This is a genomic window from Streptomyces sp. NPDC005004, from assembly GCF_053600675.1.
The window spans coordinates 367,690-391,620 of sequence record NZ_JBSGAH010000004.1 but is presented as its reverse complement, the minus strand read 5'-3'; the positions used below and the strand labels follow the sequence as shown (position 1 = coordinate 391,620).

Genomic DNA, 23,931 nt, shown 5'->3' with positions numbered 1-23,931 from the left:
TCGCCGGCGCGGGAGGAGTAGGAGCGCTCGTTGACCTGGATGCGACCCTCGTCGTAGTCGTGGTCGCCGCCCTTGTCGCCCCTGCCCTCGTTGCCTTCGTTGCCCTTGCCCTCGTTGCCCTTGCTCTGGCCGCTGCCGTTGCCGCTGCCGCTGCCGCCGAAGGGCGCCGCGGCCGCGACGGCCGGGGCTTCCTGGGACACGGCGCCGGACGCGGCCGAGGCGTAGGTGATACCGGTCGCGGCCATGGCGGCAGCGGCCGCGATGGCACCGGTGACAAGGGTGGAACGAGCAATCTTCATGTGCCTTCTCCTGTCGTGTGACACCGGCTCGACAGCCGGTACGTGTTGAAACGTACTTACACTCCCCACACCTGTCATTCCGGAGATGCCCGGAATGCGGCTCCATAGGGGCTGATCGGGGTATTTATCCAGCCCACACGCCGACGCGGGGCACGTTTGTGACTCTGAAATCTCCACAAATACAAGCAGATTGACATTCGATTAGCCCCTCAGGGTGATCCTTTGACGCCTCCTCACCCCGGCCTCACGGCGTGTCGCTGCATTCCCCGCCCAGCGCCTTTTGCTACGGCGACTACGGCGCTGGGGCCATCCCCACCCGGGCGGGGATGGCCCCCGGAGCTGGGCCCACGCCGCCCGGCGTGGGCGGGGATCTCGAAGTCGTCCCCTTCGATCGAGGGGGCGAGCTGAAGGATCGGTGGGGTCATGACGGTGGTGCTGCAGGGCTCGTGCCTGACGGCATCGGGCACTCTCCGTCGGAACGAGGGGTTCGGCGGTGCCGCGATCCGGGGCTGCGATGCGCCGTCTCCGTGCTGGTCCAGCTCGGAGCCCCCACCCCGGTCAGGGCAGGGGCCGAGGAGGCACCGGCGGTCGGCTGCCGGCCGGGGCAGCCACCCCGGCGGTAAGAGCGAAGCCCTCGAGGTGGGCCAGCCGCTCCCTGAACAGATTGAACCCGTGGTACGACCACGAGACGTCCGGGCCGGCCACGTCGTCGCCCGCAGCGCAGAGCATGAGTCCCGTCCGGCGGCCTCCTCGCCTCGTTGGCACCCATGCTCAACTGGGCGGAGGAAGATCGGCAGCTGAAGTGTTCTGTCGTGCGGCTGATGTGATCCGGCGTCAAACATGGTCTGGGATACGGTCGTTCGCAGAGCTGAGCCCCCGCTGCTTCCGCAAGTCGGTCACCGGTCTGCGACTCGTCGTCGTGATCGGCGGACCTCTACGACCTCTCACGGGTGCTGGGTTGCCCCAGGCGCCCGTCACCGACTCGGTCGCACGCGCGCGCTCAGCTCACGGCCGAGGCAGCTGACTGGATCACCTTGGTCACTGCCGTGGGGTCCGAGACGAGCGTCAGGTGGGAACCGCCCTTGTAGAGCGTCACCATGGATCCCGCCCGGTGCGCCATCTTCTGCTCCGAGGCAGGGGTGATGATCTGGTCACCGCTGCTGATGAAGTACCAGGAGCGAATCGTCTTCCACGCCGCGTACTTGGAGGGAGTGTTGAAAGCCACGGTTGTGGCGGCACGCTGCGTGGCCCACAGATTGACGGCCTGGTCATGGGGCACGCTGCTCGCGAACTTGGTGACGAACACGTTCTCCTTGAGATACAGAGCGGACGCGTTGGACGGGGCGTTCGGGTACGGTACGGCGTCGTACAGGTCAGCCGGCGACCCCTTTGTCAAGACCGATGTCGAGCCGCTGAGCTGGGCCGTGGTCTCGCCGACCGCCGGCGCGGCGGCGTCGACATAGACGAGCGCCTTGACGTTGTCGACTCCCTGGGCGGCGTTGGTGATCACCGAGCCTCCGTAGGAATGCCCCGCCAGAACGATCGGGCCCTTGATGCTCTTCAGGAAGTCGTGAACCGTCTGCGCGTCAGTCGTCAGGTCCTGGAGGGGGTTCCCGATGGCACGGACCGTGTAGCCGGCGCGGCGCAGCAGAGTGATCTCGCCATTCCAACTCGACGTGTCCGCCCAAGCTCCGTGCACCAGGACAATGGTGGGTTTCGTCTGCCGGGCGGCATGGTGCACGGTGTCCACGGCACCGCTTGGCGCGGCAGCGGCGGTTGTGGCGGCGGCGACCGCTGCCACCACCAGAGTCATCGCGACATCGCGGCGTGGAAAGCAAGCCATCTGGGGCCTCCCTGTCCAGAACCGTCGCAAGGACGTGTCGGAGGGTGCATGGAGGCCACATGGAACGGCGCGGACGCCTTCCGAGGCCATGAACAGCGTCCCTGCCTCACCCTATGACCGTAGCGCCGCCCGGCCACGTCAGCATCCGGCGCCGGCTCTTCCAGGTGCCCTGTCCGGGTCAACCCCGATGGTGGACGCCGAACCCACCAGCCACGATGACGGAGGGGGGTGACTCCTTCACTTAGGGAATCGGCAGACATGAGAGCAACAGACGCGCGCCCCATACGCACCGTGCCCGGGAACCGCCGCCTGCACCACCTCGCCGTGGCAGCGTTCCTGACCGCGACGGCGACCCTGATGAGTGCCTGTGGCACCGTCCACGAGGGCGCCACGCCGGGTACCGCCCAGGACAGGGCGGCGGTGGCCTCGACCGCCGGATACGTGCCGTGCGGCAACCCACCGCAGAAACTGGAGGCGATCGACCAGGGCTTCCTGGACCAACTCGCGGCCGCAGGTGGCAAGCCGCTGTACGACCTGTCGTACCCGGCCGCCCGTGACGTGCTGAACAAGCTCCAGGCCGGCCCTGTCACGATGCTGCCTGCCCAGGTCACCGAGCGCACGGTGCCAGGCGGCCCTACGGGGCCGGTCGGCGTGCACATCGTGCGGCCCGCAGGCGTCGAGGGAACGCTGCCCGGCATCGTCTACATCCATGGAGGCGGCTGGGTCCTCGGCAACTTCAAGACCCACGAGCGCCTCGTCCGTGAACTCGCCAACGGCGCCCGCGCCGAGGTCGTCTTCGTCGACTACACGCCCTCTCCCGAGGCCCAGTTCCCCGTCCCGGTCGAGCAGGCGTACACCGTCGCCAAGTGGGTCGGCGCGCACGGCGCCGAGATCGGTCTGGACTCCAGCAGACTGGCCGTCGCCGGTGACTCCGTCGGTGGCGACATGACCGCGGCGGTCACGCTCCTGGCCAAGCAGCGCGGCGGCCCGCACTTCCGCCAGCAGGTCATGCTCTACCCCGTCACCGACGCCGAGTTCGACACGGCGTCGTACCAGCGCTACGCGGAGAACTGCTGGCTCACCCGGCCCGCCATGAAGTGGTTCTGGAACGCCTACGCCCCGAAGGCCGCCGACCGCGCCAATCCGCTGGCCTCGCCGCTGAAGGCGACCGTCCAGCAACTGCGGGGCCTGCCGCCCGCCTTGGTCGTCACCGACTCCGACGTGCTGCTCGACGCCGCCAACTCCTATGCGGCGAAGCTCAGGTCGGCAGGCGTGCGGGTGACCTCGACGCACTACGGCGGAGTCACCCACGACTTCATGATGCTGAACGCTCTGCGTGACACGCAGGCCAACAAAGCGGCGGTCGCCCAGACCACGGCGACCCTGCGCGAGGCGCTCTACGCATCGACACCCCCCGCCTCCGGCAAGTAGAACGGGTCGCCTTCCCGGATCCGGACGCCGGAACGCGGCGGCGCCATCACGGTCCCGCCGCGTTCCGCGTCATGCGGGCTCGCCGGGCACTGCTTGGAGATGGGTCTGGTCCTGGAGATTGAGCAGTGAGAGGAGCGAGGCCACCGTCAGGCCCTGACCGGCTTCGGTCGGATGGCGCAGGACCTTGGCGGGGTCGATCTCATAGAAGTTGCCACGCCCCTGGCGGGTGTGTGAGAGGTAGCCGGCCTGCTCCAGGTCCGCGATGATTTTTTGCACGGCGCGCTCAGTGAGGCGGCAACGGAGGGCGATCTCGCGGACCCGTGCGCGCTGGTTGTCCGCGATGGCCGCAAGGACGCGAGCGTGGTTCGTCAGGAACGTCCATCCGCTGTGTGACTCAGGTACCACATCCATGGCCCGATTCTACCGATAAAGTATGCACGATTCCCAAAACACGTACGCGGCTTCGTGTATTACTTGACGTATGTCGCTTGCCTGGGGGAACGTTAGGGCGGTCGCACCAGCGCACTTGGAGTAAGCCATGCAGCAACCCTCGGGCCGGTCCCCGTCCTCCCCAGCGCCGAACCCCCGCTTCGAGAGAGATGGTGCTGTGGGATCGCTTCCGCCTGGTCAGGCAGCGGTGACGTGCGCGTCGAGCGGCAGCCGGAACCGGGTGACAGTGCGAGGGGAACTCGACCTCGTCTCGGGCGACCGGATCCGAGCCCGCCTGGTCGAAGCCCTGACCGCTTCGCCCCACCGTCTCGAGTTGGACTTGAGCGGGCTCACTTTCTGTGACTGCGCCGGCCTGAACGTGCTTCTGGAACTCCGGCACCGGGCCCTGAGACAGGGCAAGGCCGTCACGATCCAGGCCGCAAGCCCTGAGGTCGAGCGGTTGCTCGACCTCACGGGAGCGCAGGAGCTGTTCTCCCCCGAGCGGTCGTGGTGCAGCGAACCCGCGTCGTTCGGTCCCACCTCCCAGCCCTCAGCGAAGCCGGGAGTGTCACCCAGCGTCGAACTACAGCGCGGCCGTCACCTGTCAGTGCGTGTGGGTGAACCCGCTTGAGTGGATGAACACCCCCATGACAGCAGTCCACGGTTGTCCCACGTCCCGCCGAACCGGTTGAACGAAGAGTCGCCCTACGGGCCAACACGTGCCATTCCCCGCGCTCGGGGACGGTCCCTGGTGCACGGACGTGACCTGGTCGGAGGTCGGGGGCCCCGCGCACGCGGGGTGCGACTACCGCCGGCGGGAACTGCACCCACTCAGGCCATCCCGCCCCCGCTCACGTTTGCCACCCCTCGTCGCCGGTCACCCGGTACCCCTGAGCACACAATCGTCGGCACGGCGTGCGGCAGACGTCGGGCCCGGCGCTTTGGAAAGGAACCGCGAGCTCACCATGACCGAGATCCCCCGCACCACCACCGACTCCGGCGCCCCGGTGGAGAGCGACGAGCATTCGCTCACCGTCGGGCCCGCCGGACCGATCCTGCTCCAGGACGCGTACCTCATCGAGCAGATGGCCCAGTTCAACCGGGAGCGCATTCCCGAGCGGCAGCCCCACGCCAAGGGCAGCGGGGCCTTCGGGCACTTCGAGGTGACGGGGGACGTCACCCCGTACACGAAGGCGGCCGTCTTCCAGCCGGGGACGCGTACCGATCTGGTCGCCCGGTTCTCGACCGTCGCCGGAGAGCGTGGGAGCCCGGACACCTGGCGTGACCCGCGCGGCTTCGCGGTGAAGTTCTACACCAGCGAAGGCAACTACGACATGGTCGGCAACAACACCCCGGTGTTCTTCGTCAAGGACCCGATGAAGTTCCAGCATTTCATCCGGTCCCAGAAGCGCCGCGCCGACAACAACCTGCGTGACCATGACATGCAGTGGGACTTCTGGACCCTCTCCCCCGAGTCCGCGCACCAGGTCACCTGGCTCATGGGCGACCGGGGCGTGCCGCGCACCTGGCGGCACATGAACGGCTACACCTCGCACACGTACATGTGGATCAACGAGGCCGGCGAGGAGTTCTGGGTCAAGTACCACTTCAAGACCAACCAGGGCATCGAGTTCTTCACCCAGGACGAGGCCGACCAGATGGCCTCGGCCGACACCGACTACCACACACGTGATCTCTTCGAGCACATCCGGGACGGGGACCACCCGAGCTGGACTCTGTATGTGCAGATCATGCCGTACGCGGACGCCGCCGGGTACCGCTTCAACCCCTTCGACCTGACCAAGGTATGGCCGCACGGCGACTACCCGCTGATCGAGGTCGGCCGGATGACGCTGGACCGGAATCCGACGGACAACCACGCGGAGATCGAGCAGCTCGCGTTCCAGCCGAACAACTTCGTGCCCGGCATCGGGCCGAGCCCCGACCGTATGCTGCTGGCCCGGCTCTTCTCGTACGCCGACGCGCATCGCCACCGCATCGGCGCGAACTACGCCCAGCTCCCGGTCAACGCGCCCATCACCGACGTCCACACGTACTCCAAGGACGGCGCGATGGCGTACCGCAAGACCAGCGACCCCGTGTACGCCCCGAACTCCAAGGGCGGACCCGCCGCGGACACCGCCAGGTACGGCACGCCGCCGACCTGGCACACCGACGGAGACATCACCCGTACGGCCTACGTCTCGCACGCGGAGGACGACGACTGGGGGCAGGCCGGCACCCTCGTCCGCGAGGTGCTGGACGACGACGCGCGCGACCGGCTCGTGGACAACGTCGTCGGCCACCTTCTGAACGGCGTGACCGAGCCCGTGCTCGAGCGCGCCTTCCAGTACTGGTCCAACATCGATCCCAAGATCGGTGCGCGGATCGCCGAGGGCGTGCGCGCCAAGGCCGCGGAGAAGGACCCGAAGGCCGCGGACCAGGGCAACCCGGCCCGCAGCAGCATGCAGCACAAGGCCTGACGCTCAGGCGCCGAGTGCCCCTCCCCCATCCGTGGGGTGAGGGGCGCTCGGCCGTGTGAGGGCGGCGCGTCCGGGTACGTCGGATGCCATGAGTGTCACCTCGCTGATCGACACCGCCCTCGACCGCTCCGTCGTGCTCGGCTACGGCTGGCCCGGACTGCTCGTGCGCAAAGCCCTGCCGGACTGGCCCGACGGGCCCGGGCGGATGGACGGCAAGGTCGTCCTCGTCACCGGTGCGGGGTCCGGGGTCGGTCTCGCGGCCGCCGTCGGCTTCGCCAGGCTGGGAGCCTCGGTGCGGGTGCTCGGCCGTAGCGAGCAACGGGCCGAGGAGGCCGCCGCGCTCACGCGGGAGCAGGCGGGAGAGGACGTCGACGTACGGCCCGTCGCATGCGATGTCAGCAGTCTTGCCGCGCTGCGGGACTTCACCCGGCGGTTCCTGGAGGAAGAGGACCGGCTGGACGTGCTGGTCAACAACGCGGGGGTGATGCCGGACGAGCGGCAGCACAGCGTGGACGGGGTGGAGCTGACGTTCGCCACGCATGTGCTGGCGCCCTGGGTACTGATCGAGGAGCTGGCGCCGCTGCTCGCCCGCTCCGCGCCGTCGGTGGTGATCAACGTGACCTCGGGCGGCCAGTACGGGCAGCAGCTTCCCGCCGGTGATCCCGAGTCCGAGCAGACGCCGTACAGCCCGAAGAAGTTCTACGCCCGCACCAAGCGGGCTCAGGTGGTCGTCACCGAGAAGTGGGCGGAGCGGTTGCACGACCAGGGTGTGCATGTGCACTCGATGCATCCGGGCTGGGCGGACACGAAGGGGGTACGGCAGTGGCTGCCGGTCTTCCGGGCGGTGACCTGGCCCATCATCCGCAGCCCTGCCCAGGGGGCCGACACGATCGTCTGGCTCGGCACGGCTTCGGAGGCCACCGAGAGCGACGGGCTCTTCTGGCACGACCGGCGGCCTCGGCCGACCACGTATCCCCTCGCGGCGGGTGCGGATTCGGAGGAGGTGCGGGAGGAGTTGTGGGAGTACGTCTCGTCCCTTGCGCACGGTGGGAGGACTTGAGGGGCGTTCTGCGGCGGGCGGCAGTCAGGAACACCCGTACGGTGCGTCGTTGATCGCTGTGTATTCTCGCCTCCCACATCACAGGGGAGGGATCATGAAACGAAGATCGACCGCGGCGGCCTGGGGCATGGCCGGTGGGGCGGTTGCCCTGACGCTGCTGTCCACGAGCGTCGCCCATGCGGAGGGCCGGGGGGACGTACGGGTCACGAAGACCGTCGTGAACGGCGGAAAGAACGTCGGCGTGGGGACGTCGAAGACCATCACCTATCCCATCGCCGTCACCATCCGGGACAACTCCGGGGTGAAGGGGCTGACGCACATCAGCGCGTTCAACTCGGACAACGGCTGGGGCTTCAGCGACTGGGTGGACACCCGGTGCGAGAAGAAGAGCTCCACCACCTCGGTGTGCACGGCCACGATGACGGTCGACCCGGCCTGGCTTCCCGACAGCCTGCCCGACCCCAATGCGGCGGCCGGCGTCTGGCAGGTCGACGCGACCGTGAAGGCCAAGGACGGTGACTACTGGATCTCCGACCGCATCGCCCAGTTCAAGATGAAGCGCGCCTCGAAGCTGACGACCAACGCGTCGCCCGAACCGGTCGCCAAGGGACACAAGTTGACCGTCACCGGCAGCCTGACCCGCGCGAGTTGGAAGGACCTGAAGTATCACGGGTTCTCCGGGCAGGCCGTACAGCTTCAGTTCAAGAAGTCCGGCGCCTCTCGGTTCAGCACCGTCAAGACGGTGAAGACCAGTAGCACCGGCAAGCTCGGCACCACTGTCACCGCCAACTCGGCGGGCACCTGGCGGTGGTTCTTCCCCGGCACCACGACGACGACACAGGTCGCGTCGAGCGGGGATGCAGTGAAGCTGAAGTAGCGGCCCTCTCAGAAGCGGGGTGGCGGTGGCGGTGGAAGCAGGTATCTGATCAAGGCCGTCACCGCTGCCCCGGCCGGGGCTACGCACCAGCGTTCGGTGCGGGGCAGGACCGGGAGGCCCAGCTGCCGGCGGGACCACGCGGGCAGGAGGGAGGCGGCTGCGGCGCCGAGGAGGAGGTACGGGGGGAGGACGGGTCTGGGGAGGGGCGGGCGCAGGAGGATGTAGTGGACTGCCTCACGAGTTTGGGGAGTCAGGCGTAGTTCGGGGCGGTAAGCGTTGAGGGTGGTGTGGAGTTCCGCCACCGTTGTCGGGGGGTTCCGGATGCCGAGCGCGGAGGCGACTCGCGCCATGTCGGCCACGTACGCGTCCCGGCCCGCCGCGTTCAGCGGGTGGCTGCCGTAGCGCTGATGCGCCGTGAGGAAGCAGTACGCCTCGGCGCTGTGGACCCAGGCCAGGAGATGCGGGTCGGCGGCGTGGTACGGCTCGCCGTCCGGCGTGCGGCCCCGGATGTTCTCGTGGACGGCTCGCACGCGGTCGACGGCCCGCTGGGCGTCGTCCGCCGCGCCGTACGTGGTGTACGCGAGGAACGTGCTCGTGCGGGCGAGACGGCCCCAGGGGTCGTTGCGGTAGTCGGAGTGGTCGGCCACCGCCGTCATCGCCAGGGGGTGCAGGGACTGGAGCAGCAGGGCAGCCAGGCCGCCGGGGAACATGGACGCGTCGCCGTGGACCACGCGGATCGGGCGGTCCGCGGCGAACCAGCGGGGGCCGGGTGTGCCGTGGACCCGGCGCCGCCTCTCCGGACCGTCGGGGCCGGCCACTCCGCGGAAGAGGGTGTCGCCCAAGCGGCCCCGCAGGCCCGGGCGTGAAGCTGCCGCGCCCGTCGTCCTTCGTTCCGGGCACGGTGGGGTGCGCGTGAGCGGGGGGTGGTCGACCATCGGCGAACCCCTATCCCTCGACTACGGCCGAGTGAACATCCATGAGGGGCGGCAATACCAGTCGCATCGCTACTGCGTCGTTTCCGGGTCCTGCGGTGGCTCCCCGCTGACGGGCACACCAGGGGCAGGGTGGCCGGTTCGTCCGCGCCAAAAAAGGGGCGCACACAAAGGTCCGAGACCCGTGGACCGAGGCGAGCCGGGTTCCGAGATGTACGTCCTGTCGGACGCGAACGGGGTGCCCCTGGTCGTCGGCGTCTCCGGCGATTCGGCCAACTGCCTGTGTTGGCGGTGCCGTTGCGAGAGCTGGGTCGATGCAGGGCCCACGGTTCCTCGAACGCTCCGTCCCGGGACTTCAGGACCGACCGAAAAACGTGCGTTCGGTATCCGGGCTGTGTCGTTGAGTCTCGCGAACCAGCCGTGACGACCGACAGGGGGGACCGACTTGACCTCGGGCAGCACAGCCGCGCAGTCGAGCACGAACGGAGCGGAGGGGACGCCACCGGGCCGCGGGGGCTCGGCACAGGAGGAGGAGTTCCAGTACCGGGACGAGTCCCGGCTCCAGGCCGGCGCGCAGATGACGACGACCACGATGGCGCCCTCCTCGCCCCCATTCGCGCGCTTCGGACAATCCCGCCCGTACGGCCGCACCACCCGCCCCTGAAGGAGCCCTTTCATGACCACCGCGTCCACGGCGGCCGCGACCTACTGGGAGCCGCTCTGGCCCCAGGGCCGCCGCTACCGGCAGCTCGACGACACCGAAAACCGGCTACTCGACAAGCATCTGGGCGCCGGCCGCGCCCGCCCCGCCCTCGACATCGGATGCGGCAGCGGCTCGCTCACTTGGCGCCTCGCCGAGCTCGGCTTCCGCACGACCGGCATCGACTGTTCCCCGAGCGCCATCGCGCTCGCCGCCGCCCAGGAGCCCGGGCACGGCCGCGTGCCGATCTGGCAGTGCATGGACTTCACCACCGACGACCTCGGGGCCCTGCCGGAGCCGGCGTACGCGGTCATCACCTGCCGACTCGTCTACCGGTGGATCGACGACAAGGCGGCCTTCCTCGACCGCGTACGCCACCTCCTTGCCCCGGGCGGGACCTTCTGGGCCGTCACTGAGATCGCCGGACGCCGCCCCGCCACCGACCCCTTGCAAGGCCTCGGCGTCACCCCGGCGCAGGCCGAACTCCTCACCGCCGGCTGGTCCGCCGTCCACACCGCCGACCTCGACGTTCTGCGCTGCTACGCCCTGCGCCCATGACTCCCACCCCGGTGCTGACCCGACTCCTGGACGACGGATGCGCGGGCGGCCGGTGGAGCACGCTGCCCCAGCTGGACATGACCGCCGGATGGAGCCCAGCCCGGCGGCCTGTACGTGGCCACGCACGCGGATTCGGGCATCGACGAACTCGGCAGCCTTCTCCAGCGTGTCGGCAAGACGGTCTCCAGCACCCCGATGAACAGGTGACCCCGACCGTCGATGTGAGCCCTTGGGCGCAGACCAAGTGGCGCGCGGTCCTTGCGCACCGTAGCCAGGTCGAGAGCCAGCGCCCTCCGCCGGCCCTTCTGCCCGGCCTCACCGCCGGCGACCGGCACCGGATCGTCGCCACCGAGTGGTGGACGCACCTGGACGCCAAACCCGCACCCGGGCCACAACGGGATCTGACGCCCTGACTCCCTCCGTTGTCCGACAACACCGACACCCACCCCCTTCGCCCCCTCTCGAGGAGCGCCCGTTGACAGCACACCCGTCGACCCCACCGCTGTGGGACGTGATCGGCCAGCTCGCCGTCCTCTTCACCGGCCTGGACTCAGAACGCGGGATGACCCCAGAGCAGCAGTGGACGCTGCAGGTCCTCAAGCTCACCGAGGAGGTCGGCGAGTCTGCGCAGGCCGTGGTCGGCGCTTGGGGCACCAACCCCCGGAAGGGGCAAAGCCACACGTGGCGACACGTTCAGGAAGAGGTAGCCGACACCGCGATCACCAGCCTGGTCACGCTGCATCGGATGCTTGGCGACGAGGCGCCCGCGTTCCTGGCCGACGTTCTCGCCCAGAAGTCCGCGAAGTTCCTCCCCCAGAGCAGTCGCATCGAGGAGGTGTGAGCCATGGCTAGGACATTGCGGCTGGCTGTCGCGCAGAGCACCGTGCCGGAGGACCCGACGGACCGCGGCACGCTGCGGGCGGCAGGGCAGGAGATCCGGGCCCTGATGACCGAGGCCGCCGGGGCGGGTGCGCAACTGGTGCAGTTCCCCGAGGGGGCGATCGTCTATCCGAGCAAGCACGTGATGGCGGCCGGACCGGACGGAAGGTTGGTCCCGGCCGACTGGAGCCGTGCCGCCTGGGACGTCATGCGCGAGGAGGCCGAGTCGATCGCTGCGCTGGCTGGGGAACTACGGCTGTGGACGGCGTTCGGGTCGCTCCACCCGCTCACACCGCCGAACAGGCCGCACAACAGCCTCTTTGTCGTCTCCGACCGTGGCGAGCTGGTTGCCAGGTACGACAAGCGGTTCCTGTCGCATACCGAGGTTTCCTACCTGTACACCCCGGGGCGCGAGCCGCTGGTCTTCGAGGTGGACGGCATTCGGATCGGGTGCGCGCTGTGCGTGGAGGCGAGTTTTCCGCCGCTCTTCGCCGAGTACGAGCGCCTGGGCGTCGACTGCGTTCTGCTCTCCGTGATGGTTGACGACGCTCCGAGAGCGCGCGTCGCCCAGGCCTACGGGACGCTGTACTGCTACTGGGTGGGCTACTCCGTGCCGGCGCAGTTCAGCGCCACGGTGCCGTCCGGGATCGTGGCGCCCGGCGGCCGGTGGCTTGCACAGTGCCCCGCCGACGGGCAACCCGCTCTGGCGATCGCTGACATCGACCTCCGCTCGGCCGACCCGGACATCGACGTGGCCCTTCGGTACGCCCGGCCCTGGCGCCGACGGGCACAGGACGGGCTCTACGAGGACCGACTGGTCGTCGGGGACCCACGCAGCGACATCCGCACGGTCTTCTGAGACCGGCCCAGCCACCTCTCCCCCCCTGCCTCCTGCTGGCCAGACTCCTTGGTCCTCCGGCAAGTACCGAGCCCAGCGCTGGCGCAGCTTCTCGCAGGCCTCGTTGGCGACCAGCCAGTCGCGGTGGCGCTGTGCGTGCCCCCAAGTAGAAAGCTCCTGCTGGGGACCGGCGCCGACCGAGACCTGCGGACCGCTGCCCGTGCACCCTCGGGAGTCAGCCGCCGGGGTTTGGGCGGCGGAGGAACTCCCGGGCTCCGCGAAGACGGACGGCGAGGGACTTCTGGGTGACGCGGCTGTCGAGGCGGATACGAAGTCCACCGGGAAGGCCGCTGCCGGCACGACGCCCGGTCGGCAACAGTGAAGCGTCAAGGCCATCACGATGTGCGATGAGGGTGCCGAGTTCGTGGCGAGTGACGGCGTCCGGGCCGGCGAGGTGAAAAACACCGGCCGTGCCGGACAAGGTGAGTTCCCACAGCGCGGCAGCCAAGTCGCTGACGTGGACTGGGCATCGGACATCGTCTGTGAACAGGGCCCCGTCCCGTGTTCCGGCGGCCAGGGCGTGCACCAGGCGTTCATGCTCGGACAGACCATCGCCGATGATCAGCGAGGTACGTGCGACGACGGCGTCCACGCCCCAGAGCCGCACCGCCGTCTCGGCCGCCGCCTTCGCCGCCCCGTACGGTGTTGCCGGGTCGGGCAAACATGTCTCGTCGTACGGGCCGTCGCGGCGGCCGGAGAAGACGGCGTCGCTCGAAACGTGGACCAGTCGGATGTCCCGTTGAGACACGGCTTTGGCCAGGCGCATCCCTCCCTCGGCCGTGACCTCCCACTCGGCGCCGCCGCTGCTCGCGTTGATGACCACCTGCGGGCTGACGGCCTCCAGGACCTCTTGGAGGTCCACAGGGTTGCGCAGGTCGAGGCGGTGCCACGACACATCCGCACCCGTGCCAGGGTGCGAGTGGAAGGTGGCGGCCATCTCCCAGCCCACTGAACGCCCCTGGCGGACCAGTTCGGCGCCCAGGAACCCGCTGCCGCCCACGATCAGTACCGTCATGGCATCCCACGCTAGGACCGCAAGGTCTGTCCTGGGGCGAAACCGTCTGAAGTGGTCGGGTGGGAGCCCAGGCGCCCATGCGGACTCAGTTGTCGGCTCGGCTCTCGTGGAACGTCACGTAATTCCCCACCAGCAGCGTCAACGTCTGCGCCCACACGTTCGAACGCCACGTCTCAGGTCTCGGGGATCGGTTGGGTCATGACGGTGGTGCTCCAGGGCTCGTGCCGGCCGGCATCGGGCACTTTCCGTCGGAACCAGGGGCTCGGCGGTGCCGTGATCCGGGGCTACGATGCGCCGCCCACGTGCTGACCTGGATACTTACAGGTATGCGCGTCGACTTCGATCCTGCGAACATGCCCACCCGCGACTTCTACCAGCTGCTCACCTCGGTGGTGGTGCCGCGGCCGATCGCTTGGGTGTCCACGGTCAGCCCGGACCGCTTTCTGCCGAACCTCGCACCGCACTCCTTCTTCACGGTCGCCTCCACCGATCCGCCGATCGTGCAGTTCACGTCCGTCGGGCGAAAGGACTCGCTGCGCAACGTGGAGGCCACCGGGGAGTTCGTCGTCAACCTCGCCTCGGAGCCGCTGCTCGCCGAGATCAACGCGACCGCGACCGATTTCCCGCGCGACAAGGGCGAGTTCGACGCCGTGGGCATCGCGCAGGAGCCCTCGCTGAAGGTGCGTCCACCGCGTGTGGCCGACTCGCCGGTGGCGATCGAGTGCGTGCTCCACGCGACGCTGGGCCTGGGTGACTCGACGGTGGTGTTCGGCCGGGTCGTGCACGTGGTCGTCGACGAGGACGCGCTGGTGGACGGGCGTCCCGACATCGGACTCCTGCGTCCCCTGGCGAGGCTCGGCGGCAACGAGTGGAGCACGATCGGCGACGTGCGCGAGCTCGCGCGCAAGCGGTACGAGGAGCGGGGCTAGAGCCTGTCTGACAATTCCCGCATACGGCCCGTCCCCCGAGCGACTGCGACTGCGACAGCGGTTCGCGGGCGGCGAGGCATCGCCACTCGGTGTGACAGGACCCCGGACAGCTGCCTCGCCGGTCTTCACCTGCGCGACTCGACGATCCGGATCAAAGACCTCACCCGGACCACCTGTTGATCACGACTCGATGCGCGCCCCAGGGGGTGTCTCCCCGCGAAGATCGGGGAGACGCCCCGAGGGCCTGTCTGACAATTCTCGTCTGCCGCGCGACGCCATGCACGCACGCTCGCCGCGCCAGCCCCAGACCCCGGTACGTCCAGGGCCTGGGGCCGACACGCCGAGAGCACGCACCTGACGCCGCGCGGCCGCCCTCCGGGCGCCGATCGGCACGTACGGCTCGACGAACTCCCGTTCCCTGTCGCTCAGTTGCATTCGTGTCACGTAAGAGGATCTCGCGTTTCCGCATGAGCCACCGCCCACGGAGAACGCGCCCCCCGGGCGCTTGAGCGGCCCTCGGAGCGAGGTGGGGTGCCAGCCGCCGGGAACGGGAACGGCGAGCCAGGACCCGGGGTTCGGGCCGCGGTCCGTAGGGGACGGCCTGCGGGCTTCAGCCTGCCGGTGTGTGTGCCGCAGCCCTGGCGCGGATGTGCTGACCGAGAAAGTGAGCGGCGCGGTCCAGTGCCTCGTCGGCTTCGTCCAGGACGCCGGCGAACGCCTGGAAGACATGGGGAACATCGGCGGTGACGTCCAGGATGACGTCCACTCCGGCTTCCCTCGCGCGCGTGGCCATGCGTGTGGAGTCGTCCAGGAGTACCTCGTTGGTGCCCGCCTGCAGAAGCATCGGAGGGAAGCCGGTCAGGTCGGCGAGGACGGCGGGGCTGAGCATGGGCTGATGCGGATCCTGTCCCGCAAGGTACATGGTCCCGGTGTGCTCCAGGCCCTCACGCGTGAAGAACGGGTCGATGCCCGCCTTGGTGTCCATGCTCTCGCCTGTCCGCGTCATGTCGAGACCGGGCGAGAACGCCACGATCGCGGCGGGCATGGGCAGACCCGCGTCGCGGGCGGCGAGGCAGGTGGTGACGGTGAGGCCGCCGCCGGCGGAGTCCCCGGCGAACGCGATCGCCGACGGGTCTTCGCCGCTGTCGAGAAGTGCGCGGTAGGCGCTCACTCCGTCCTCGATCGCGGCCGGGAACGGGTGCTCGGGGGCGAGCCGGTAATCCAGGGAGAACGCCCTGAACCCTGTTCTGGTCACCAGGTTCCCCGTCAGCGACATCGCCGTCTCCGGTGAACCGACGACGTAGGAGCCGCCGTGAAAGTAGAGGATCGTCCCGGTCTTCGGAGTGCCGACCGGCTCGACGAGCACCGCGGGGCGGTCGGCGAGCGTCGTGGTCCGGGTGCGGATCCCGGACGGGACGATCATTTCTCCCATCATCGCCCTGAACCCGGCGCGGATCTCCTCCACCGACCGAGGGGCCTCCGGCCGAGGCCGTCGGACCATCGCGTCGATCTTCGCGCGCTGCTGCCTGCTCATTGCCGCCTCCATCGCGAGTACATGCCAAAGAACTATATGCCTAGGCATCTAGGTTAGGATATATGCCATGGCATCTAAGTCGAGCCGCGCCCCGATCGACCTCCCGGGCTTCTTCGCCGATCTCGTCCGCTGCGAGACACGCCTCTACAACGCGCTGAACGACCGACTTCGCGAGCGGCACGGGATCGTCACCTCGCAGTTCGAGTTCCTGCGCTTCCTGCGCGAGCACCCCGGGTCCCGGGTCGCGGACCTCGCCACCGAATTCGCCATCGGGATCGGCGCGACCAGCAAGGGCGTCGACCGTCTGGAGAAGCGGGCATGGGTCACCCGGCGCACCAATCCATCGGATCGCCGCTCATCACTGCTGGACCTGACCGCCGGGGGCCTGCGACTCGTCGAGGCGGCGGAGGAGACCTTCACCAAAGCACTGGCCGAGCTGACCGCAGACGTCCTGGGCGGTCCCTCAGGACCCGCCGCCGCACAGATCTTCTCGGAGTTGCGCACGGCACTCGAACGCGATCAGATCGGCCTGCCCACCGGCTGACCGGCGTGTGCGTCCCGTGCGACCGCCGCCCGTAGCCGTGTGATCAGCGTTCGTTCCGAGGGTGAATCCCGCGGATTGATCGCGACTCGACAGGTCCACTGGTACGGCGACAGCCCTCACCCCGGCCGCCCAGGTACGGCTCGTGCCGTGACCGAGCGAATCCCGCTGTGACCGATCCTTGTGCGCCCCATTGACACCCCCCGTGCCCCCTCCCTACTGTCACGCCAGCATTTCGAACGCATGACGAAATTTCGAACACCGAAGGGTGGGCGGGCGTGCGTATCACCGGAGTCAGCACCCACGTGGTCGGCACACAATGGCGGAATCTGACCTATGTGCAGGTCCACACGGACGAGGGGCTCACCGGGGTCGGGGAGACCCGGATGCTCGGGCACACCGATGCCCTGATCGGGTATCTGCGGGAGGCCGAGGCCAACCACATCGCGGGCTCGGACCCGTTCGCCGTGGAAGACCTGGTCCGCCGGATGAAGTACGGCGACTTCGGCCGCGCCGGGGAGATCGTGATGTCCGGGATCGCGGTGGTCGAGATGGCCTGCTGGGACATCAAGGGCAAGGCGCTCGGCGTACCGGTGTGGCAGTTGCTCGGCGGAAAGGTGACCGATCGCGTCAAGGCGTACGCGAACGGCTGGTACACCACCGAGCGCACTCCGGAGGCGTATCACGAGGCGGCCCGCGCGGTCGTGGCGCGGGGCTACCGAGCGCTGAAGATCGACCCGTTCGGCACGGGCCACTTCGAGCTGGACCACGAGCGCACCCGGTACGCCGTCTCCCTGATCGAGGCCGTGCGGGACGCGATCGGCCCGGACACCGAGCTGATGCTGGAGATGCACGGTCGTTTCTCCCCCGCCACCGCGATCCGCCTCGCCCGCGAACTGGCGCCCTTCGAGCCCGCCTGGCTGGAGGAGCCGGTGCCGCCGGAGAACCTGAAGGCGCTGGAGAAGGTGGCCGCGAAGGTGGACATCCCGGTGGCCACCGGGGAGCGGATGCACGACCGGATCGAGTTCCGGGAGCTGCTGGAGAGCCAGGCGGCGGACATCCTCCAGCCGGACGTCGGCCACATCGGCGGCATCTGGGAGACCCGCAAGCTGGCCGCGACAGCCGAGAGCCACTACGTGCTGCTCGCCCCGCACAACGTGGGCGGCTCGGTCCTCACCGCCGCCTCGCTCCACGTCGGTTTCAGCACACCGAACTTCAAGATCCTGGAGCACTTCAACGACTTCGCGGACGCGGAGATCAAGACGGTGGTCAAGGGCGCCCCGGAGGTGGTCGACGGCTACTTCCACCTCTCCGACGCCCCCGGTCTCGGCGTCGAGCTGGACACCGACGCGGCGGCCGAATTCCCGCAGCAGCAGGCCCGGTTCGACCTGTGGGCCGAGGGCTGGGAGCGACGCCGGCCGAAGGGGACGAAGTGAGCGTCCAGGTCGTGGTCGAGGCGCCGGGCACGCACCGGCTGGAGCCGCACACACCCCGCGAGCCCGGCCCCGGCGAGGCGCTGGTCGCCGTGCACGCGGTGGGGGTCTGCGGCAGCGACCGCGAGCTGTACCGGGGCAACCGGCCCGCGCAGTACGTGCGTTACCCCGTGGTGCCCGGCCACGAGTGGTCCGGCACGGTACGGGAGGTGGGCGCCGGGGTGCCGGAGCGCCTCGTCGGCCGCAGGGTGGTCGGCGAGGGCTTCCGCAACTGCCAGGTGTGCGCCCGCTGTCACACGGGCGAGACCACGCTCTGCGAGGCGGGGTACGAGGAGACCGGCTTCACCCACCCCGGCGCGATGGCGCCCACCCTGACCCTGCCCGCCCGGCTGCTCCACCCCCTGCCCGACGACGCCGACCTCACCGCGGCCGCCCTCCTCGAACCCGCCGCATGTGTCGCGGCCGCCGCCCTCCTCGCCGCTGCCCGGCCGGGCGAGCGGGTCGCGGTGGTCGGCACGGGGACGCTCGGGATGCTGGCGGTGCGGTTCCTCGCGGCGGTCTCCCCCAGCGAGTTGCTGGTGGTGGGACTCGACCGTGAACGAGAGCCGCTGGCGAAGGAGTTCGGCGCCACGGACTTCGCCGTGAGCGGCCCCGGCCTGCCCGGCGGCTACGACGTGGTGATCGAGGCGGCGGGCTCCGCCGAAGCCGCGCGCACCGCCTCCGCCCTGCTACGGCGCGGCGGACGCCTGGTGCTGACCGGCATCCCGGCACCGGGCGCGAGGGGCCTGGACCCCGCCGACCTCGTCGTACGGCGACTGGAGGTGCGCACGGTCTTCGGGGCGCCCCCGGCCGCCTGGGCGCACGCGGTCCGGCTGTTCGGCGCCGGGCTCCTCGACCCGCTGCCCCTGGTGACGCGCCGACTGCCGCTGACCGAGTTCGCGCGGGCGGTGGAAGCGGCGGGACCCGGAAAGGTGCTCCTGCTGCCCTGACCCGCGCACGAGAAGCCCCAGGAGGCGCGCACGCTCGAAGATCCGAACGACGTCCGGCATACCGAACACGAAAGGCAGCCCGTGACCGACCTTTCCGCTCCGGCAGTCCGCAGGCCCGGCGAGCAGGCGCTCGCCGCACTGGGTCTTGCCGCGCCCGCCCCCGACCCCGCCGATGCCTCCCCGCACCGCTTCCCGGGCGGCGGGAGCTGGCGCACCGAGATCCCGTCGTGCGAGGGGCCCGAGGCGCTGGCCGTCGTGCTGGCAGAGGCGGCGCGGCTGGACGTGCCGGTGCACCGGATCAGCCAGGGCAGCGGTGTCTGGATGCTCACGGACGCCGAGATCACCGAGATGGCCGGGGCGACCCGCGAACGCGACATCGAGCTGTGCCTGTTCACCGGGCCGCGCGGCACCTGGGACACCGGCGGCGCGGTGCGCTCCGACTCACGCGGCGGCGGTCCGCGCGCCCGGGGTCACGACGCGGTGGCCGGCTGTGTCGAGGACGCGGTGCGCGCGACCGAACTGGGCGTGCGCTGCCTGCTGGTGGCCGACGAGGGCGTGCTGTGGGCGCTGCACCGGGCGCGGGAGTCGGGGGTGCTCCCGGCTGACACCACGTTGAAGGTCTCCGCGCTGATCGGCCCGGTGAACCCGGTCTCCTACGCGGTGTTCGAGCGGCTGGGCGCGGACTCGATCAACGTGCCCAGCGATCTCACGCTCGCCCATCTCACCGAGATCCGCCGGGTGTCCGGCGCCCCCATGGACATGTACATCGAGGCGCCCGACGACCTCGGGGGCCAGGTACGGATGTACGAGGTGGCCGAACTGATCCGGCGCGGCGCCCCGCTGTATCTGAAGTTCGGCCTGTCGAAGGCGCCCGGCATCTACCCCTGGGGCGCCCATCTCAGAAGCGTCGCCCTGGACACCGCGCGGGAGCGGGTGCGACGCGGCCGACTGGTCCTCGACCTGCTGGCCCGGCACGGTGCCGATCACGGCATGGCCCCGCTCGGCACCCGCCTCCCGGGCGCACTGCACCGCTTCCCCACGACCGCGTGATCCCGCGCCTGAACCGCGTGGACCCGTAGGACACATCCCGCTCCACCGCACGGTCCGACCCGCTCAACGCCGAGACGAACAAGGACGGTTCCCCATGCGCGACCGGTACATCGCACGCCCCCGCAGAGTCGCCCTCGCCGCGACCGCCGTACTCGCCCTCACCCTGACCGCCTGCGGGCAGAGCGGCGAGGGCGGCAGTGAGGACAAGGGCGGCGACGCCAAGGGCGGCACCATCGGTGTCGCCATGCCGACCAAGTCCTCCGAGCGCTGGATCGCGGACGGCAACAACGTCGTCAAGGACCTGCATGCCAAGGGGTACAAGACCAAGCTGGTCTACGGCGAGGACGACCCGGACACCCAGGTCGCCCAGATCGAGAACCTGATCACGCAGGGCGTCAAGGGCCTGATCATCGCGGCCATCGACAACAAGTCCCTGAACAACGTGCTCCAGGAGGCCGCCGACGCCCACATCCCGGTCATCGCCTACGACCGCCTGATCCTGGGCACCAAGAACGTCGACTACTACGCCTCCTTCGACAACGAGAAGGTCGGCGAGCTGCAAGGTACGTACATCGCGGACAAGTTGGGGCTGGACAGCGGCAAGAAGGGCCCGTTCTCCATCGAGTTGTTCGCCGGGTCCAACGACGACAACAACACCAAGTACTTCTTCGGCGGGGCGATGAAGGTGCTCCAGCCGTACATCGACAAGAAGCAGCTCGTGGTGAAGTCCGGGCAGACCGCGCTCAACCAGGTCACCACCCTGCGCTGGGACGGCACCACCGCCCAGCACCGCATGGAGGACCTGCTGACGTCGGCGTACCGGTCCGGGCGGGTCGACGCGGTGCTCTCCCCGTACGACGGCATCTCCATCGGCATCCTGTCCGCGCTGAAGTCGGACGGCTACGGGTCACGGAGCAAGCCGCTGCCGGTCGTCACCGGGCAGGACGCGGAGCTGGCGTCGGTGAAGTCGATCATCGCCGGGGAGCAGACGCAGACGGTCTACAAGGACACCCGCAAGCTCGCGGAAGTCGCCGCCGGCATGGTGGACGCGACCCTCAAGGGCAAGAAGCCCGAGGTCAACGACTCCAAGACCTATGACAACGGCACCAAGGTCGTGCCCGCCTATCTGCTCCAGCCGGTCAGCGTCGACAAGAAGAACTACCGCGAGGTGCTGGTCGACGGCGGCTACTACACCGAGTCGCAGCTCAAGTGACCGCCCACTCCCACGATTTGGAAGGCGCGGCCATGGCGGGACCCGTCCTCGAAATGCGGTCGATCGTCAAGACCTTCCCCGGCGTCACGGCCCTGTCCGACGTCACCCTGACCGTCAAGCCCGGCGAGGTGCACGCCATCTGCGGGGAGAACGGCGCCGGGAAGTCCACCCTGATGAAGGTGCTCTCCGGGGTTCATCCGTACGGCAGTTACGAGGGCGAGGTGCTGTTCCAGGGCGAGGAGTGCCGGTTCCGGGACATCCGGGCCAGCGAGCGGCAGGGCATCGTCATCATCCACCAGGAGCTGGCGCTGGTGCCCTATCTCTCCCTCGCGGAGAACCTGTTCCTCGGCAACGAGCACGCCCGGCGCGGTCTGATCGACTGGACGGAGACGCTGCGGCACGCCACGAAGCTGCTGCGCCGGGTCGGTCTTGACGAGCATCCGGAGACCCGGGTCGCGGACATCGGCGTCGGCAAGCAGCAGTTGGTGGAGATCGCCAAGGCGCTGGCGAAGTCGGTGCGGCTGCTGATCCTGGACGAGCCGACGGCCGCCCTGAACGACGAGGACAGCGGCAAACTCCTGGATCTCATCCTGGAGTTGAAGGCCCAGGGCATCACCTGCATCGTGATCTCGCACAAGCTGAACGAGATCCGCCGGGTGGCGGACTCGGTGACCGTGCTGCGTGACGGCCGCTCGGTGGAGACGCTGGACGTACGGGCGCCGGGAACCACCGAGGAGCGGATCATCGCGGGCATGGTCGGCCGCGACCTCGACCACCGCTTCCCCGAACGTCCGCCGCACCAGGCGGAGTCGGGCGCGGCCCCGGCACTCGAGGTGCGCGGCTGGACCGTACGGCACCCGATCGACCGGCAGCGCAAGGTCGTCGACGACGTGTCCATCGAGGTGCGCCGGGGCGAGATCGTCGGCATCGCGGGGCTGATGGGCGCGGGTCGCACCGAGCTGGCGATGAGCGTGTTCGGCCGCTCCTACGGACGGTACGCGGGCGGCACGGTGCTGAAGGACGGCAGGGAGATCCGTACCCGGACCGTCGCGGAGGCGGTGGGGCAGGGGATCGCGTACGTCACCGAGGACCGCAAGCACTACGGGCTCAATCTCCTCGACACCGTGCACCGCAACGTCTCGCTGACCGCGCTGGGCAAGGTGGCCCGGCGCGGGATCGTGGACGAGCACGCGGAGCGGCGGGCGGCGGAGGGGTTCCGTACCGCCATGAACATCAAGGCGCCCACCGTGCTGGAGCCGGTCGGGCGGCTGTCGGGCGGCAACCAGCAGAAGGTCGTCCTCAGCAAGTGGATCTTCGCGGACCCGGACGTGCTGATCCTGGACGAGCCGACGCGGGGCATCGACGTGGGCGCCAAGTACGAGATCTACACGGTGATCGGACGGCTCGCGGCCGAGGGCCGGGCGGTCGTCTTCATCTCCTCCGAACTGCCCGAACTGCTCGGCATGTGCGACCGGATCTACACCATGGCCGCCGGCCGGCTCACCGGCGAGGTGCCGAGGGCGGAAGCCACGCAGGAAGCGCTGATGCGCCTGATGACCAGAGACGAAGAGGCGCGATGACCAGAGACGAAGAGGTGACGCCATGAGCGCGGACGTGACGGCCCCGGCCCCGCCGGAGCGCGAGGGCCCGCCCGCCGGGCCGGGCGTGCTCCGGCTGATGCTGGACGGCCTGCGCCGCAACATGCGCCAGTACGGGATGGTGATCGCGCTCGGCCTGATCGTGGTCCTGTTCGCGGTGTGGACCGACGGCGATCTGCTGCTGCCGCGCAACGTCTCCAACCTGGTGCTCCAGAACAGCTACATCCTGGTCCTGGCGATCGGGATGATGCTGGTGATCATCTCGGGTCACATCGACCTGTCGGTGGGTTCGCTGACCGCATTCGTCGGGTCGTTCCTGGCGGTGCTGAACGTACGGCACGACGTGCCCTGGCCACTCGCGCTGGTGCTGTGTCTGCTGGTGGGCGCGGCGGCGGGGGCGGTACAGGGATATCTGATCGCCTATCTGGGCATCCCGTCGTTCATCGTGACGCTCGCCGGGATGCTGCTGTTCCGGGGGCTGACGGAGATCCTGCTGAAGGGGCAGACCCTGGGGCCGTTCCCGGACGGGCTGCAGAAGATCGGCAACGGCTTCCTGCCCGCGTTCGGCCCCGACACCGACTACCACAATCCGACGCTGCTGCTCGGTCTCGTGCTGATCGCGGCCGTGGTCTGGCAGGAGGTCCAGGGCAGGCGCAGGCAGCGGGAGTTCGCGCTCCAGGTGCCCCCGCTCAGGCTGTTCGCGCTGAAGCTGGCCGCGCTGGTCGCCGCGATCCTCGCCCTGACCCTGCTGCTCGCCAGCTACAAGGGCGCCCCGATCATCCTGATCGCCCTCGGCGCCCTGGTCGTCGGCTACGGCTACCTCATGCGCAACTCGGTCTTCGGCCGCCACGTGTACGCGATCGGCGGCAATCTGCCCGCGGCGAAGCTGTCCGGGGTGAAGGACAAGAAGGTCACCTTCCTGGTCTTCCTGAACATGGGCATCCTCGCGGCGCTGGCCGGACTGGTGGTCGCCGCCCGGCTGAACGCGGCCTCGCCGAAGGCGGGCGTCAACTTCGAACTGGAGGCCATCGCCTCGTCGTTCATCGGCGGCGCGTCCATGAGCGGCGGGGTCGGCACGGTGCTCGGCGCGATCATCGGCGGGCTCGTCCTCGGCGTGCTGAACAACGGCATGAACCTGCTGAGCGTCGGCACCGACTGGCAGCAGGTGATCAAGGGGCTGGCGCTGCTGCTGGCGGTCGGCTTCGACGTGTGGAACAAGCGCCGGTCGGGGGCGTGAACC

General features: G+C 69.4%; 21 protein-coding genes and 2 pseudogenes. 17 read left to right on the top strand and 6 right to left on the bottom strand.

Annotated elements, in window-relative coordinates; genetic code table 11:
• Both ACWEEU_RS07870 and ACWEEU_RS07865 read right to left on the bottom strand, forming a co-directional pair.
• Positions 1 to 299 (bottom strand): annotated as a pseudogene (locus tag ACWEEU_RS07870) (hypothetical protein); the annotation flags it as partial.
• A gap of 1,000 nt (positions 300 to 1,299) precedes the next feature.
• Positions 1,300 to 2,112 (bottom strand): alpha/beta hydrolase, encoded by an 813-nt coding sequence (locus ACWEEU_RS07865; RefSeq protein ID WP_451729746.1) that lies wholly within the window; start codon positions 2,110 to 2,112, stop codon positions 1,300 to 1,302.
• 288 nt (positions 2,113 to 2,400) lie between these two features.
• Here ACWEEU_RS07865 and ACWEEU_RS07860 point away from each other — a divergent pair, with 288 nt between their 5' ends.
• Positions 2,401 to 3,573 (top strand): alpha/beta hydrolase, encoded by a 1,173-nt coding sequence (locus ACWEEU_RS07860; RefSeq protein ID WP_451729743.1) that lies wholly within the window; start codon positions 2,401 to 2,403, stop codon positions 3,571 to 3,573.
• 69 nt (positions 3,574 to 3,642) lie between these two features.
• Here the strand turns inward: ACWEEU_RS07860 and ACWEEU_RS07855 are convergent, their stop codons facing one another.
• Positions 3,643 to 3,984 carry a helix-turn-helix transcriptional regulator gene (locus tag ACWEEU_RS07855; protein WP_385750808.1) on the bottom strand — a complete coding sequence of 114 codons (342 nt, stop codon included), beginning with the start codon at positions 3,982 to 3,984 and terminating at the stop codon, positions 3,643 to 3,645.
• 127 nt (positions 3,985 to 4,111) lie between these two features.
• Here ACWEEU_RS07855 and ACWEEU_RS07850 point away from each other — a divergent pair, with 127 nt between their 5' ends.
• The 4 genes from ACWEEU_RS07850 to ACWEEU_RS07835 all read left to right on the top strand — a co-directional run bounded on the left by ACWEEU_RS07850 (position 4,112) and on the right by ACWEEU_RS07835 (position 8,422).
• A complete protein-coding gene (locus tag ACWEEU_RS07850) occupies positions 4,112 to 4,633 on the top strand; it encodes an STAS domain-containing protein (RefSeq protein ID WP_451729739.1) in 522 nt (173 codons plus the stop codon).
• 334 nt (positions 4,634 to 4,967) lie between these two features.
• Positions 4,968 to 6,485, top strand: a complete 1,518-nt coding sequence (locus ACWEEU_RS07845) for a catalase (protein WP_451729732.1) — start codon at positions 4,968 to 4,970, stop codon at positions 6,483 to 6,485.
• Between the two features lie 88 nt (positions 6,486 to 6,573).
• Positions 6,574 to 7,545: an SDR family NAD(P)-dependent oxidoreductase gene (locus tag ACWEEU_RS07840; RefSeq protein ID WP_451729729.1), complete on the top strand. Its 972-nt coding sequence runs from the start codon at positions 6,574 to 6,576 to the stop codon at positions 7,543 to 7,545.
• Between the two features lie 127 nt (positions 7,546 to 7,672).
• Positions 7,673 to 8,422 carry a hypothetical protein gene (locus ACWEEU_RS07835; RefSeq protein WP_451729794.1) on the top strand — a complete coding sequence of 250 codons (750 nt, stop codon included), beginning with the start codon at positions 7,673 to 7,675 and terminating at the stop codon, positions 8,420 to 8,422.
• 8 nt (positions 8,423 to 8,430) lie between these two features.
• On the opposite strand, the gene ACWEEU_RS07830 is transcribed toward ACWEEU_RS07835, so the two are convergent.
• Positions 8,431 to 9,240, bottom strand: coding sequence for an oxygenase MpaB family protein (locus ACWEEU_RS07830; protein WP_385750795.1), 810 nt, complete (start codon positions 9,238 to 9,240; stop codon positions 8,431 to 8,433).
• A 265-nt stretch (positions 9,241 to 9,505) separates the two neighbouring features.
• On the opposite strand from ACWEEU_RS07830, the pseudogene ACWEEU_RS07825 reads away from it, so the two are divergent.
• The 4 genes and pseudogenes from ACWEEU_RS07825 to ACWEEU_RS07810 all read left to right on the top strand — a co-directional run.
• Positions 9,506 to 9,631 (top strand): annotated as a pseudogene (locus tag ACWEEU_RS07825) (IS5/IS1182 family transposase); the annotation flags it as partial.
• Positions 9,632 to 10,030: 399 nt separating this feature from the next.
• Positions 10,031 to 10,612 (top strand): class I SAM-dependent methyltransferase, encoded by a 582-nt coding sequence (locus ACWEEU_RS07820; RefSeq protein ID WP_451729726.1) that lies wholly within the window; start codon positions 10,031 to 10,033, stop codon positions 10,610 to 10,612.
• 475 nt (positions 10,613 to 11,087) lie between these two features.
• Entirely contained in the window at positions 11,088 to 11,453 is a 366-nt protein-coding gene (locus tag ACWEEU_RS07815; RefSeq protein ID WP_451729723.1) for a MazG-like family protein, read from the top strand.
• Positions 11,454 to 11,456: 3 nt separating this feature from the next.
• Positions 11,457 to 12,350, top strand: a complete 894-nt coding sequence (locus tag ACWEEU_RS07810) for a carbon-nitrogen hydrolase family protein (RefSeq protein ID WP_451729720.1) — start codon at positions 11,457 to 11,459, stop codon at positions 12,348 to 12,350.
• A gap of 214 nt (positions 12,351 to 12,564) precedes the next feature.
• On the opposite strand, the gene ACWEEU_RS07805 is transcribed toward ACWEEU_RS07810, so the two are convergent.
• Positions 12,565 to 13,404, bottom strand: coding sequence for an SDR family oxidoreductase (locus tag ACWEEU_RS07805; protein ID WP_451729717.1), 840 nt, complete (start codon positions 13,402 to 13,404; stop codon positions 12,565 to 12,567).
• A gap of 326 nt (positions 13,405 to 13,730) precedes the next feature.
• Between ACWEEU_RS07805 and ACWEEU_RS07800 the strand changes: the two genes are divergently transcribed.
• On the top strand, positions 13,731 to 14,333 hold the full coding sequence (locus ACWEEU_RS07800) for a flavin reductase family protein (RefSeq protein WP_451729714.1): 603 nt from the start codon (positions 13,731 to 13,733) through the stop codon (positions 14,331 to 14,333).
• Positions 14,334 to 14,943: 610 nt separating this feature from the next.
• Here ACWEEU_RS07800 and ACWEEU_RS07795 read toward each other — a convergent pair.
• A complete protein-coding gene (locus ACWEEU_RS07795) occupies positions 14,944 to 15,867 on the bottom strand; it encodes an alpha/beta hydrolase (protein WP_451729711.1) in 924 nt (307 codons plus the stop codon).
• A 67-nt stretch (positions 15,868 to 15,934) separates the two neighbouring features.
• On the opposite strand from ACWEEU_RS07795, the gene ACWEEU_RS07790 reads away from it, so the two are divergent.
• From ACWEEU_RS07790 to mmsB, 7 genes are all read left to right on the top strand, one after another.
• Entirely contained in the window at positions 15,935 to 16,411 is a 477-nt protein-coding gene (locus tag ACWEEU_RS07790) for a MarR family winged helix-turn-helix transcriptional regulator (RefSeq protein ID WP_451729708.1), read from the top strand.
• A gap of 275 nt (positions 16,412 to 16,686) precedes the next feature.
• Positions 16,687 to 17,844: a mandelate racemase/muconate lactonizing enzyme family protein gene (locus ACWEEU_RS07785; protein WP_451729705.1), complete on the top strand. Its 1,158-nt coding sequence runs from the start codon at positions 16,687 to 16,689 to the stop codon at positions 17,842 to 17,844.
• On the top strand, positions 17,841 to 18,830 hold the full coding sequence (locus tag ACWEEU_RS07780; RefSeq protein ID WP_451729702.1) for a zinc-dependent alcohol dehydrogenase: 990 nt from the start codon (positions 17,841 to 17,843) through the stop codon (positions 18,828 to 18,830). Before ACWEEU_RS07785 ends, ACWEEU_RS07780 begins: the two co-directional genes overlap by 4 nt.
• An 81-nt stretch (positions 18,831 to 18,911) precedes the next feature.
• Positions 18,912 to 19,880, top strand: coding sequence for a hypothetical protein (locus ACWEEU_RS07775; RefSeq protein ID WP_451729699.1), 969 nt, complete (start codon positions 18,912 to 18,914; stop codon positions 19,878 to 19,880).
• A gap of 94 nt (positions 19,881 to 19,974) precedes the next feature.
• On the top strand, positions 19,975 to 21,093 hold the full coding sequence (gene chvE / locus ACWEEU_RS07770) for a multiple monosaccharide ABC transporter substrate-binding protein (protein ID WP_451729696.1): 1,119 nt from the start codon (positions 19,975 to 19,977) through the stop codon (positions 21,091 to 21,093).
• A 32-nt stretch (positions 21,094 to 21,125) separates the two neighbouring features.
• Entirely contained in the window at positions 21,126 to 22,673 is a 1,548-nt protein-coding gene (gene mmsA, locus ACWEEU_RS07765; protein WP_385750130.1) for a multiple monosaccharide ABC transporter ATP-binding protein, read from the top strand.
• 22 nt (positions 22,674 to 22,695) lie between these two features.
• Complete coding sequence (mmsB, locus tag ACWEEU_RS07760) at positions 22,696 to 23,928, top strand: multiple monosaccharide ABC transporter permease (RefSeq protein ID WP_451729692.1); 1,233 nt, start codon at positions 22,696 to 22,698, stop codon at positions 23,926 to 23,928.
• Positions 23,929 to 23,931 lie beyond the last annotated feature (3 nt).